Genomic DNA, 13468 nt, shown 5'->3' with positions numbered 1-13468 from the left:
GGTAAAAGAGATAAAAGTATTTCGAGGTGTGTTATGGAACATGGGGGAGAAGCTCTTATTAATGGAGTTCGTTTTCATTCCGATACGGTTGTCGTAAAGGCTACAAAGGAAAAGAATAAAATTGTAGTAGTAGATGATGTAGACCATGAAGAATATGACTATGTAGATCGTGATCGGTTTGATTTGGATGTTGTGCTTTCACGGATCCCATTTGTGCGTGGATGGTGGAATTATTTAGAAGGTATTGTTAAATGGAAGATAATCGTTATCGCTATTTCCATCATTATTATAGCTCTAGAATTTATTGATAACTTGTGGATACAACGTATTGAAGTGTGGGCGTATGTATTTTTTACTATCCTCATTGTTGGGGCTGTCTTGTTATTTCGCTTTACGGCAATAGCAAAGTATCATGCTGCAGAGCACATGGTATCAAACTGTGCTATACAAGGCTTAGATCTAACCTTTGAGAATGTGAGGAAGCAATCTAGGATTCATACTGATTGTGGTACAAACCTTTTTACCTTTGCATTAATCTCTTTTCTCGTGTTAAGCCTGATTCCGGGAGTTCAGGAGTTTCATTTTTTTCTGAAGCTATGTCTTTCATGGTCGATAGGGTATGAGCTCTTTCTTATGAAACATACATATATCAAACCAATTTATTTAATTGGTTATGGAATGCAATATGCTATATTTACTTCTAAACCTAATAAGGAACATCTTAAAGTAGCCATCCTTGCCTTCAAACGATTGCAAAAAAGGCAAGGCGAAATAGACAACAGATAGTGGATGATGAGATAATGCAACAATCAAACTATTGCATGGAGAAGTAGGGGGAGAACATATGGGGGCAAAAGCAACATTTATCGTCGTAATGCTGATCTTCGGGAGTTTAGGGTTATTTGTAAAAAATATCGAGCTTTCATCGAGTGAAATTGCGTTATTTCGTGGTGTGATTGGTAGTCTGTTTCTCATTGCTGCCAGCTTCTTTATTAAGCAAAAGGTTCATTTTCGAATTTCTAAGCGGAATTTAATCTTACTCTTATTATCTGGTGCTGTAATGGGCTTTAACTGGATTTTTTTATTTGAAGCATATCAGTACACAACGATATCGAATGCTACGTTGAGCTATTATTTTGCACCGATTTTTGTCATGGTATTAGCTCCAATATTATTAAAAGAAAAATGGACATTGGTGAAAGCGATCAGTATGGGCATCGCCTTTATTGGCTTATTCTTAGTCGTACAGCCTGGAGGATTAACAGGGGGCGACTACAATCATCTAGTTGGGATTGGCTACGGGCTAGTCGCAGCGGGATTATATGCCAGTGTGATAATCATAAATAAGTTTATTCGGAATTTATCGGATCTGGAGACGACCATTTTGCAGCTTGGTATGGCTAGTCTTGTTATGTTTCCTTATGTTTGGATGACGGAGGAAATGAGCTATGGTGGACTTGATTGGCGATCCATCCTATTAATTGCTGTATTTGGGATTGTCCATACAGGAATTGCCTATTTGTTATACTTTTCTGCCATCAAAAGGTTAAAAGCACAAACGATAGCGGTGATGAGTTATATTGATCCAATATCTGCTGTGTTAATGGCGGCAATCTTTTTAAGTGAAAGTATGACATTGGTGCAGATAATAGGAGGAATACTCATCTTAGGCTCCACTTTCGTAAGCGAAATCCAATTCAAACGGAAAAAACAGCCCAAACAACGATGACAATCCGCCCCAATAACCACTATACTACCCGAGTTTACATATTCTTCAGGATTTAACAGAGGTCTTTCAGGATTTGAGGCAGTTGTTTCAGGATTTGGAGGGTGCACTTCAGGATTTCCTCTATGTACACCGCTGAAGCGCTTCAGCGGTTTGGTATTATTTAAATGCTTCTACCGTGTAAACATTACCGGCATTCCAAATCAGGTATTGTGTGATGCCTTGATCTTCTAGGGCTTTGATTTGTTTTTGTACATCGGCAGCGGTGTAGGTGCTCAGATAGTCAAAGTCCTGTATCCAAGGACGAATCGTGGCGATTGTTTTACCTTGTTCCTTTAATTTGGCATTCCGGCTTTTGGCATCCTTCATTGCTAGAGCCATGATGTCATATGGAGCTCGGTCTGGATTGGCGACTCCGTATGAACCGGGGGCATAATGGGAAGGATATGTCATTGGTGAGATATAGTCGACATGTGGTGAAATATTCTCCCAAACCTGTCCTATGCCCATGTCGTCAGAAGCCGTCGTTACTAAACCAAATACATCAGCGGAGACGTAGGATGGGTGTTGTTTTAATTGTTGCTTAGAATACTTTAGGAAGGCGAGAATATTCTCCGCTTTCGATAAGCCTGTTGGATTATCATAGGTTACTTCCTGGTCAACCTGCTTGGCCCGTTCTGGGAAGCGGATATAATCATATTGGATCTCATCAAATCCACTTTCACTTACTTCTTTTGCAATAGAGGTCATATAGTTCCATACTTCTTCCTTATACGGGTCAATCCACTTTGTACCGGATGGATCCTGCCATACAGTGCCATCCTTTCGTTTGATAGCATAGTCTTGTTTTTTAGCGGCTAAATAGGGGTCTTTGAATACGACGATTCGGGCGATGGTATAGATGCCAGCATCCTTAAACCGTTGTACAAGCTTTTCGAGGTCCTTCGTTGCTGGATTGCTATCAGCGCCAATTTGATTGACAAGATCAACATTGGAATCGTAGGTGATTTTGCCATAATCATCTTTTACATCAATTACAGCGGCATTGAGATTCGTGCTTTTAATTAAGTCGATATACTTTTGCACGTTCTCTTCTTTGATGGAAGTACGATTCAAATAAATTCCCCTGACATCAACCTTTTTAGGCTTTTGTTTCACGAAATGGTTTGTTGCATGTTCTGATGATGGAACTTCCTTTGTGCTATCCTCCTTAGAATCGCTCTCAATAGACTCGATGGTGGCGTGCTTCAAAAGATGGCTATTACCTAGACTTAACATAGTCCCAGGTGAAGCATTTTGCTCCGTTGTGAATGCCATTAGCATCATGAAAAATACGATGGAAATTAATTTCTTAGTCAGCTTCATCCCCTCCTTATACGCTTACGTTGTGTACTTTTTTGTCGTTTGATTCGAGTTATTAATTAGCAATTACGTGTGTTTTTTCATGTACATGATAATGGCTTAGCTGGGGAAAAATATATCGTGTTTAAAAAAATAAAAAAACCCGGATTAATGCAAATTGGATTACATTAATTCGAGTTATTCAAGGGATTAAAAATGAGTCTTTCTACTTGTATACCAAACCTCAAATTCATCAACTGGCAATGGGCGACTATAAAAGTAGCCCTGGCCGAATACACCATGTACGGTCAAAATATCAATTTGTTCCTTTGTTTCAATACCTTCCACTATTACTTTTGTATCAATTTTCTTACCGATATGGATAATCGCTTCTAATAAGGAGCGAACCCGATTATTTTTGATCGAATCATTTAAGAAGGAGCGGTCAATCTTTAATTCATCAATTTCAATTTTACGAATCATACTTAAGGATGAGTAACCGATTCCAAAGTCATCTAAGGAAACACCGACACCGAGATTACGTAATGCCAAAATATTATCCTTCGCATCTTCATAATACAAAAACGCGCTTTCCGTTATTTCTAATGTTAATAGCTTCGGCTCCACGCCTTCTTCCGCAATAATCGTCTGAACGCGGTCAATAAAGTTTGGTGCCATGAGCTGTCTAGTTGAAATGTTGACGGATATTGGAAAAGTCTCCAACCCATTGGCCTTAAATCGCTTAATGTCACGACAAGCCTGTCTTAGCACCCATTCACCAATAGGGATAATAAGACCCGTTTCTTCTGCGATAGGGATAAATTCATCGGGTGGTATTTTACCCATTGGACATTCCCAGCGAAGGAGCGCTTCTGCACCAACTATTTTAAACGATGTAAGGTTAAATTGTGGCTGGTAGTGGACGGTTAATTCATTTTTTTCAATTGCTTTATGTAGATAGGTTTCTAGTATCATCTTGCGCTTCATTTTTTTATTTAGTTCATCATTGTAGAACTGGTAATTGTTCTTGCCATTTTCTTTTGCAAGGTACATGGCAAAGTCAGCTTTTTTAATTAATGCTTCTGCATCGTCCTCAAAGTCAAGATTAATGCTTATGCCAATACTCGGTGTTGAAATAATCTCTGTCCCATTTATGGAATAGGGCTCATTCATTTGTATGATGATATCTTCTGCTAACGTTTCGATTTCTCCGATATCCCGATTCTCTGCTAATACTAGGAATTCATCTCCACTTTGCCTCGACACAATATCACTGTCACGAAGAATTGCTGTTAGCCGATCGGCAATTTGGATTAATAATTGATCCCCAGCACTATGTCCAAGTGTATCATTCACTCGCTTGAAGTTATCAAAATCAATGAACATCACGGCAACCTGGCGACCATATTTATTGGATGTAAGTAATGCTGTATCGAGATAGCTTTTAAACCAAATCCGATTCGTTAAGCCTGTTAAGGAATCATAGTGAATGAGATGATCCATCTTTTGTTCCGCTTGTTTTTGGTTGGTAATATCAAATACAACACCATCAATACGGGTCACCAAACCATTCTTTTCTATGTGAGGTGTTGCCGAATCCCGTAACCATCTAATTTCCCCACTACTATGGAAAAAGCGATAGGTAATCGTTGTTTTTTTTCCAGCTTTTTGTTGTTTATGTGCCTCAATCAGTATATGTTTATCGTCTGGATGTACAACATCTGACCAATAATATGGGTTTTCCTTAAAAAACTCACTTGTTACGCCATATATTTTGGCATAGCCCTCGGAAAAGGTATACTCCTCCGTTTCTAAATCCCAGGTCCAAAATGTCATGTCATTATTTTCAAACAGCTTTTTTAGCTGCGCCTCATTCGTTTTAATTTTCCATCCAAGTGTTCCAATTGATAAAGAAATAATGAAGCCAATGACAATCGGTAGTTGGTTGTCAACAGATAGTTCCTTCGGCGTGGATAATAAACCCGTAACAAGCGTTGCCCCACTAAAAAGCATGAAGTAAACAATACCACCATATAACCCACCATAATAGGAAAATACAGCAATCATGATGATAATGATGGTCAGAAAAATGCCTTTTGATTCGATTGTGGCACTCATCTCTGCATAGATAGATGCTGCTAAAGCAATAGCTCCAAATACCCATAAAACGATTGGAATCCTTTTTAAACTTAATTTTGTCATCTGTTTTCACCTGTCAAGTTTTGTCGAAATCGCTACTTAATAATTTGAGTTTATCACACTTATTAAAAATTGGAAAATTATTATTTTTATAGAATATAGTGGGCTTTACGTACTTGGATAGGTTGAGAAAAAGTATGTTGATTTGGAGATGATTACGTTGATATATCTCGAATCATCAGCTTTTTTCGGTTGGGAAACGGGAGAGAAAGGGAGGTGAAATGTAGTGGGTAAAAATGACATAATATTACAATAAATGACAATTAATCCGAATGGGGAAATCCATCAATTGCAATTAATATTATAGCATGAATAGTTAGCAAATACACATTATTAGGTAAAAAATCCTATTGTTTTCCGAGGGTATATCTAGTATTTTTTAACTATATTTGTTGATTAAATAGCCGAAATGTTTGCAAAATATCTGAATATAAGTGTGGGGTCCAATGTTAATTCAAAAAGAACAATTGCTAAATAATGTATTATTAAACGGCATACAGGATATGGTTTATATTATGGAAGTAACCGATGACAGAAGGTTTATTTATTATTTTATTAATCAAGCAGTAGAAAAGTTTGCTGGATTGAAGGAGGATATTATTGGGAAAACCTTTCATCAAGTATTAAACCAACAAAAAGCAGATTTTCTTTATCAGAAATATCAGGAAGTACTTGATACGAAAAGCGTTGTTGTGTATGAAGACCTTTTTCCATCGCCTATCGGTGAAGTTCGATATGGGGAAAATGTGCTGACTCCACTATTTGACGAGAATGATACATGTACACATATTGTCGCAGTTGTGAAGGATATTACCGAGCGTAGACTTGCCGAAAAGACAGCCCAGAAGGCTACAGAATTGCTTATAGAGGGCAAACAACGCTATCAATCGTTGTTTGATTATAATTTAGATGGTGTGATTGCGACAGATGAAAATGGAATCATTGTGAATGTTAATCACTCACTGGAGTTCATCACTGGATACGCGCAGGAAAATTTGAAAGGAAAGCATTACACGGATCTCATCCTTGCAGAAGATGTACCCACTGCCCAAATGTATTTTGAAATCGCAATCAATGGTATTTTAGAGGAATTTAATATCCGGATGTGTAGTAAATCTGGTAAGCAGATTGACATGATATTAAAGCTAACACCTATTATCATCAATGATAAGACAGTTGGCATCTACGCCATTTGTAAGGATATGTCCGAACAGATTAGTATGCAAAATAAGTATACGGAAAGCGAAAATAAGTTTGAAATCATTGCCGAATACTCCGGCGATCTCATTACAATGCTCGATCGGCAAGGGAATATTACCTATGTATCTCCATCCTATCGGGATGTACTACAATTCGATCAAGAGGACTATATTGGCAAAGAATTCTATTATAATGTTCACCCAGATGATATTGCGCCTTTACTCGCATCATTTGAACAATCAAAGGTAAGTGGCAAACCGTGGGAAGCACAATTTAGACAAAAACACAAAAAGCTAGGCTGGATATGGTGTGAGCTAAAGGGCTCTCCCGTCTATGATGAGCATAACCAATTTAAACAAATGGTCGTCTTGTCCAGAGATATTTCATTACGAAAAAGCTATGAAGATAAGCTAAAGTATTTCGCCTACCATGACCCATTAACCGGACTCCCTAATCGTCGCTATTTCACTATGCAATTAAAGCAGGCACTTGATTTGTACGAGAATACAGGGGAGATGTTTGCTGTTATTATTATGGACTTAGATCGGTTCAAGGAAATTAATGATACCTTTGGCCATGATATTGGCGATAAAGCCATCGCAGAATTTGCTTACCGGGTGGGGAAAAAGATTCGCCGTCATGATACACTAGCAAGGCTTGGTGGAGATGAATTTGTCCTACTCGTACAATCACTAGAAAAGAAGGCTGATGCCGTTCATATTGCGGAGGATATCATTGATGTAGTAAAAGCCCCTTGGAAAATTGACGATGCGCAGTTTGTGACGACAGCTAGTATCGGAATCTCCTTATTAGACGTAGATAAGGAAAATACGTATGAAACCCTATTTAAAAATGCCGACCAAGCATTATATGAGGCAAAGAATGCCGGTGGAAATCAATATGCGATTAAAATGTAAAAGACCGTATCATGGGGACACCCACGACACGGTTTTTAGTTTATACGTATTTCAGCCGCATGACTGTTTTCGTCTGGTGTATAAATATCTAGTAACAAGTAACCGACACCAGCAGCCAGTAGCGTGAAAATAATAATGAAGAAAACTGCTAACTTCCCTTTATGATTTTTCAACTGAATCACCCTTTATATAGTCGGACCTATCTCGATTAAATCCTAGCAAATCTATTATGAAAAGTAAATAAAATTAGTCAATTGCTACTGCTACATCATAATCCGATAAAGAAATGTCTAATGCTTCCCTCATTGCCAGTTTAGCAAGTTGTATGCCCAAATAGGGACCAGTCGTTAATCCAGATGAGCCTAATCCATTGGCAATGAGAATGCCTTCTGTATTTGGTATTGGACCGATGACCGGTAGGAAGTCCGGTGTGAACGGACGGAATCCGACACGTGCTTCTAGGAATGTACTAGTATGAAGCGCTGGAAGGACCTCTAACGCTTTCGATAATATATCATGTACACCACCACTCGTGACACGCTGATCAAAGCCTTGGTCATTCTCATGGGTAGCCCCAACAACAAGATGATGTTGAAATGGTACGATCGATTGATTGGTTGGTGGCATAATCACGGGCCAATCTATGCTTTCTACTCCTGGAACTGCCAGATGGAGAATCTGTCCTTTTTGTCCGCTAAATTGAAAGTTAATACCTAACGGAGCGAGAAAGTCATTCATCCAGGCACCACAAGTGGCTATCACTTGGTCTGCTTCATAGTATTCATTCCCTACATAAACACCATAGACATGGCGATCCTTTTGATACAATGTTGCCTTGCCTGCGATTAGCGTTGCCCCATGTTTTTGTGCCGCATCGAGTAATGCTTGTCGAAAAGCTTTCCCATCCACTTTAGCTGCACCGCTAACATGTACAGCAGCATAATCCTCATCAACTAGTGGGATGATCTCCTTTACTTCAGCCGGCGATAATAAGGTCACGTCACCAATCTCTGGTGCGTCTTCGCGACGTTTGATAGCCCTTTCCTGCATGGCAAGTAGCTTTTTTTCTTCCTTATGTAAGCTAAGTGCCCCAACCTTGGCATATCCTGTTTCCTTTATGCCATCCTGTTGTAATTCTGCTACTAATTCCGGGTAAATCCTCGCCCCATTTTTAGCAAGGTGATACCAGGCTTTATTTCTTCTCTGTGATAACCATGGGCAAATAATACCAGCAGCTGCTTCTGTTGCCTGGCCAATTCCGTGTCGATCAACAATAACAACCTCATGGCCACGTTTGGCAAGCTGATAAGCAGTAGTAGCGCCCAATATTCCTGCTCCTACAATAATATAACGTTTCACTTTTAAAACCTTCTTTATAAGTAATCTATTATTACTATAAGAATTCTGAGAGGAAATGTAAAACTTCGTATGTAAAAAAATTCAATCCAACCAAAATTTATGATAATCTTGTACATAGGAAAATTTGCTATAAAAGTGATACATATAAAGGAGAATGAAGATGGAAAAGACGCTAGTTTTTGGTCATAAGAACCCAGACACAGATACAATCTGCTCAGCTGTTGCATATGCGAATTTAAAGAATAAATTAGGTGTGAATGCGGAAGCTGCGCGACTTGGTGAAGTGAACAAGGAGACACAATATGCACTAGATTTCTTTAACGTAGAGGCACCTCAGTTAATTGAAGCTGTACCTGCTGATGTGAAGGATGTCATTTTAGTCGATCATAATGAATTCCAACAAAGTGTTAGCAATATTAACGATGTACGTATTGTCGAAGTGATTGATCATCACCGTGTATCCAATTTCGAAACGAAAGAACCATTATACTTCCGTGCGGAGCCAGTTGGTTGTACGGCAACAATTCTAAATAAAATGTACAAAGAAAATGGCGTAGAGGTAACGAAGGAAATTGCTGGTTTATTACTATCTGCCATTGTCTCTGATTCCCTTTTATTAAAATCTCCAACCTGCACCCAGGAGGATGTGGATGCAGCGCATGAGCTAGCGAAGATTGCTGGTGTTGAGCTGGAACAGTATGGATTAGACATGCTACAAGCAGGTGCTGACCTGAGTGATAAGTCACCAGAGGAGCTTATTACGATGGATGCAAAAGAATTTGCAATGGGCGATGCAAAAGTAGAAATCGCGCAAGTTAACACAGTAGATGCAGGCAAAGTCTATGAACTACAAGCAGAACTAGAAGCAGTAATGGATAAAGCGGTTAACGAAAAAGGATTAGATCTTTTCCTATTTGTGGTTACCGATATTCTAAACAATGATTCAGAAGTTCTAGCACGTGGTGGAAATGTTGAAAAAGTAGCAGAAGCGTTTAACGTAGAACTCGATTCCAATAATCGTGCCCTATTAAAAGGTGTTGTATCGCGTAAGAAACAAATCGTAACAGCGCTAACGGATGCTTTTACGAAGTAGTTGGATGATGAAGGTAGAATAAACACACTGTACTCTTTACAGTGTGTTTATTTTCATTATCCTCCTAAACCTTATGTAAAATAGACTTTTGGAATTCTCTCTGGTGTAAGAGGATTCTCATTATAATGGGGGCATTAATATAATCCCCCTACAAGTCACGTTAGAAAACTAGCCACCTGTAAGAAATAAAAAGCTTTGAGCATGCGCCCAAAGCCTGTATGGTAAAAGGAGAGATGTAGCATACGGTTGGTGGCTTATAGCAATTCCTTAGCGTTTATTTAACGAAGAAGAGATTTTGCAGCGAAGTGCGTCGATACGGCTATGAGCGCCTTTCACTAGTTGTTTTAATTGACATTTTACATCTTGTAACATCATACTACCTCCTTTCTAGTGGCAGTTTATGAAAGGAGGTAGAAGTTGTTCGTATGTTTTCACTATTTCTACTAAAATTGGTAGATAAAATAGGCGACAAGCATTTATTCTTTATTCGATTTTAAGAATTTGCTCATTAAATCTGTCATTTCCTCCATTTTCTTTTCGTCACTAAGCATTTCCTGCATCATATCCATCGCAGCTTTTCTCATGTCTGGATCCTTCATCATATTGGATAATAAGTCAGAAGCATTTCCATCTCCGCCTAAATTCTTTAGCAGCTCACTTAGATTTTGATCCTTTGCCATCATGCTCACCACCTTTTCATAAGGGATTTTTTTCGCTACTTTACCTACACCATCTACTAGTACTTGCCTATATTTCTTTCCTTCCTCAGACTGCAGAGCGTGGAATAATGCTTGTAATCCTCCCAACCATTGTGTATTGAGATTATTGCTTTGCCACTCATGCTTTAATCGCTCAAGAAGAGCAGGTGACGGTGGGGTGGCTTCTTGATTATTGGGATTTGGAGGGGTGTTGGAATAGTTTGGAGCTTCATTAGAAACGGTAGTGGAGGATTGGTAATACCGATTTCGTTTGAATTCACGGTATTTTCCAGCTGCAGTACGCTTAAAGGATATCGTTTTCAAATTCATCACCACCTTTATTTCTTTTCCTTCATTACAAAGGTACGCAGTTCTTTAACACTCGGTAAGTGCGTGAGTCTATTTTGTATGGAAAAATATATGCTTGCCTACTAGAAATAGCGTTAATAGGTTATAAATCCTACTGAAAATAACCATTTTTTAATAGAGAGGTTATTTCGTCCAATCTAAAGCTACCACCGGACATAACTTATTAATGTGAGGCCTCACTAAAAGGCTTTAGGAGGTGTTAGTTAATGATTGCAGCATTATTATTACTATTCTTTTGGTTCCTAATCTTTACGCCAATCATCTTGTTAATTGCGATTGTATCTGTATTAGCTCCGTAAGCTAATGTAAGTAGTCCATTTAAAAAGCCTCTTTTCTACTTGAAGGGTAGTAGTTCATCTGCTTGATGACTACTACCTTTTCTATATGTATAATATCTTCCCCACTCCCAAAACTAACGCTATAGTTGGAAAGGAGGAAGAGCATGAGTTCAAGACCTAAAGGGCCGAAGCAACAAGAGCAACCCAACCTACCAAAAGCACCAGAAATGCCATATGGCGAAGGATTAGACGGATCGAAAAAGGTGAAAAATCGAAATCATTCGCGTCAAAATCATAATCCACACCATGGCTTATAAAAACCAAAAAGACAGTCAGGAGGCTGTCTTTTTTCGTGCGAAAGCTAGTGAATTACTCGGAACACGTAATAGGATGAGGAGAGCACTTAGATAATAGAGAAGGGTTCTTATGGGTAGATAGAGCTAATAGGTAAGGGAAGAAAATGGCGAACGAATGTCCTGAGGAATTATTGATAATGTCTATTAGATGGCCTATTATTAAGGATATAGTTTGTTACGAGGGGGATTACCATGTCGATAATAAAGGATAGATGGTTTACGGTTGAAGAAATAGACGCAACGACATTTGCGATTAGTGAATATGGTCACTGGGAGAAGGTACACTCCTTCCTGTTAATTGGAACGGAAAAGGCTGCCTTAATTGATACTGGGCTCGGGATTGATAATATAAAGCGAATTACCGATCAGTTGACTGATTTACCTATTGTGGTCATTACAACCCATGTACATGCAGACCATATTGGTGGGCATGGACAATATGATACGTTATTAGTTCATCATGCAGAAGAGGACTGGTTGATAAATGGAATTAAAGGATTATCTATTGAGCAGATTCGTAAAGATATCGGGCGTGATATTACGGTAGATACACCACCAGAATTTAATCCAAATACATATACACCATTTACAGGGAAACCAACCGCTCTGCTTTCCGATGGTGACTTGATTGATTTAGGTGATCGCTTATTGTCCATTTTCCATACACCAGGTCATTCACCAGGACATATTTGTGTCCTCGATAATGACCGGGAATATTTATTTACAGGTGATCTACTCTATACCGATACACCGATATATGCGTTTTATCCAACAACAGATCCAATAGCATTACTTGATTCGTTAGAGCGTATTTCTTATTTACAAGTCCAACGCGTATTTGGCTCCCATAATACATTAGGACTAGATCCGAGTATTTTGTTTGAGGCACAGGATGCAGTATATGAGCTTCGGCGCAAAGATTTAGTAAGGCATGGTACCGGAACACATACATTTAAAACGATTAGCATTCAGTTTTAGGAGGGAGCTATGTTTGATTCGTTAACAGTATTAAAAGCTGGTTCAAAGAGACAACAGAGGGCATATGATGCCATTAAAAAACTGAATGTACTAGAGGATTTGGCCCCGTATCATCCTGTCCTTTGTGGAACACTGCCGTTAGGAATAGATGTCGAACAGTCCGATTTAGATATCATTATGGAAGTTCATGATTTTCAAGGCTTTACGAAAAAAATTGTCTCTCTTTACCACGATAAGAAAGACTTTAGAGTGAAAGAAACGGAGATAAGAGGCGAGCGCGTCATAAAGGCTAATTTTCAATACTGCGGATTTGATTTTGAATTATTTGGCCAAGCTGTTCCTACCGATAAACAAAATGCCTACAGACATATGGTAATCGAACACATGCTACTTGAACAATACCCACAGATAAAAGAACAGGTAATCCAGTTAAAGCAACAGGGTGTAAAAACAGAGCCCGCATTTTGTCAGGTACTGGGAATTCAAGGAAATGATCCATATAAGGATTTACTCGTCTATGGTAAAGCGATATTCGGAGGATAGAAATGGAAAGAATTCAGCTATTGCATCCAGAAGGCAAGAAAGGTAGTCATATTGTAAAAGCGAAATATGATGTGATGAAGGAAGTCATGCTTGAAACCATTACAGATTATGGGGAGATAGCTTTTAAAGAGCTTGCCAATGTCATCCATGAAAAGCTTCGTGATAAATGGGAGGGCTCGGTAACTTGGTATGTAACAGCAGTCAAGCTTGATTTAGAGGCACGGGGATTGATTGAAAGGTTTGCAAAGGACAGACAGCAGTATATTCGGATAGCTAGATGAAACAAGACTACTAGAGAGAGCACCTCCCTAGTAGTCTTCATATTAACACCACAAATTCTCTCCATTGGTACGGAAGTATTTTTATGCCAGAAATCCCTCGAATCCCTACGCAACTTGCATTACCCCTAGA

The 13468-nt window shown here is 38.8% G+C and carries 13 protein-coding genes; 8 read left to right on the top strand and 5 right to left on the bottom strand.

Translation table 11 applies throughout. The features are described from left to right. Positions 1-33 precede the first annotated feature (33 nt). Together MKY78_RS03545 and MKY78_RS03540 are read left to right on the top strand one after the other, a co-directional pair. Positions 34-786: a DUF1385 domain-containing protein gene (locus MKY78_RS03545; RefSeq protein WP_186869170.1), complete on the top strand. Its 753-nt coding sequence runs from the start codon at positions 34-36 to the stop codon at positions 784-786. Positions 787-844: 58 nt separating this feature from the next. Then, entirely contained in the window at positions 845-1729 is an 885-nt protein-coding gene (locus MKY78_RS03540; RefSeq protein WP_339216273.1) for a DMT family transporter, read from the top strand. A gap of 156 nt (positions 1730-1885) precedes the next feature. Here the strand turns inward: MKY78_RS03540 and MKY78_RS03535 are convergent, their stop codons facing one another. Together MKY78_RS03535 and MKY78_RS03530 are read right to left on the bottom strand one after the other, a co-directional pair. Then, positions 1886-3091 (bottom strand): putative glycoside hydrolase, encoded by a 1206-nt coding sequence (locus MKY78_RS03535; RefSeq protein ID WP_339216271.1) that lies wholly within the window; start codon positions 3089-3091, stop codon positions 1886-1888. 186 nt (positions 3092-3277) lie between these two features. Beyond that, a complete protein-coding gene (locus MKY78_RS03530) occupies positions 3278-5269 on the bottom strand; it encodes an EAL domain-containing protein (protein ID WP_339216269.1) in 1992 nt (663 codons plus the stop codon). A 443-nt stretch (positions 5270-5712) separates the two neighbouring features. Between MKY78_RS03530 and MKY78_RS03525 the strand changes: the two genes are divergently transcribed. Next, positions 5713-7383 (top strand): PAS domain S-box protein, encoded by a 1671-nt coding sequence (locus MKY78_RS03525; RefSeq protein ID WP_339216267.1) that lies wholly within the window; start codon positions 5713-5715, stop codon positions 7381-7383. A 35-nt stretch (positions 7384-7418) separates the two neighbouring features. Here the strand turns inward: MKY78_RS03525 and MKY78_RS03520 are convergent, their stop codons facing one another. Then, the gene (locus tag MKY78_RS03520; RefSeq protein WP_339216265.1) at positions 7419-7556 is read right to left on the bottom strand and encodes a hypothetical protein; all 138 of its coding nucleotides are present in this window, start codon (positions 7554-7556) and stop codon (positions 7419-7421) included. Between the two features lie 73 nt (positions 7557-7629). Next, positions 7630-8742: an FAD-dependent oxidoreductase gene (locus MKY78_RS03515; RefSeq protein WP_339216263.1), complete on the bottom strand. Its 1113-nt coding sequence runs from the start codon at positions 8740-8742 to the stop codon at positions 7630-7632. Between the two features lie 160 nt (positions 8743-8902). Here MKY78_RS03515 and MKY78_RS03510 point away from each other — a divergent pair, with 160 nt between their 5' ends. After that, complete coding sequence (locus MKY78_RS03510; protein ID WP_339216261.1) at positions 8903-9835, top strand: manganese-dependent inorganic pyrophosphatase; 933 nt, start codon at positions 8903-8905, stop codon at positions 9833-9835. A gap of 476 nt (positions 9836-10311) precedes the next feature. On the opposite strand, the gene MKY78_RS03505 is transcribed toward MKY78_RS03510, so the two are convergent. Next, complete coding sequence (locus MKY78_RS03505; RefSeq protein ID WP_339216259.1) at positions 10312-10857, bottom strand: hypothetical protein; 546 nt, start codon at positions 10855-10857, stop codon at positions 10312-10314. A 487-nt stretch (positions 10858-11344) separates the two neighbouring features. On the opposite strand from MKY78_RS03505, the gene MKY78_RS03500 reads away from it, so the two are divergent. From MKY78_RS03500 to MKY78_RS03485, 4 genes are all read left to right on the top strand, one after another. Then, on the top strand, positions 11345-11497 hold the full coding sequence (locus MKY78_RS03500) for a small acid-soluble spore protein P (protein WP_339216257.1): 153 nt from the start codon (positions 11345-11347) through the stop codon (positions 11495-11497). Positions 11498-11728: 231 nt separating this feature from the next. Further along, on the top strand, positions 11729-12514 hold the full coding sequence (locus MKY78_RS03495; RefSeq protein WP_339216255.1) for an MBL fold metallo-hydrolase: 786 nt from the start codon (positions 11729-11731) through the stop codon (positions 12512-12514). Positions 12515-12523: 9 nt separating this feature from the next. Next, entirely contained in the window at positions 12524-13057 is a 534-nt protein-coding gene (locus MKY78_RS03490; RefSeq protein WP_339216253.1) for a DUF4269 domain-containing protein, read from the top strand. A gap of 2 nt (positions 13058-13059) precedes the next feature. After that, the gene (locus MKY78_RS03485) at positions 13060-13338 is read left to right on the top strand and encodes a hypothetical protein (RefSeq protein WP_339216251.1); all 279 of its coding nucleotides are present in this window, start codon (positions 13060-13062) and stop codon (positions 13336-13338) included. Positions 13339-13468: the final 130 nt, after the last annotated feature.

This window comes from Ornithinibacillus sp. FSL M8-0202 (assembly GCF_037975285.1).
In the GTDB taxonomy this organism is placed as follows: Bacteria; Bacillota; Bacilli; order Bacillales; family Amphibacillaceae; genus Ornithinibacillus; species Ornithinibacillus massiliensis.
The sequence above is the reverse complement of the archived record's forward strand: the minus strand, read 5'-3'. Positions and strand labels throughout refer to the sequence as shown.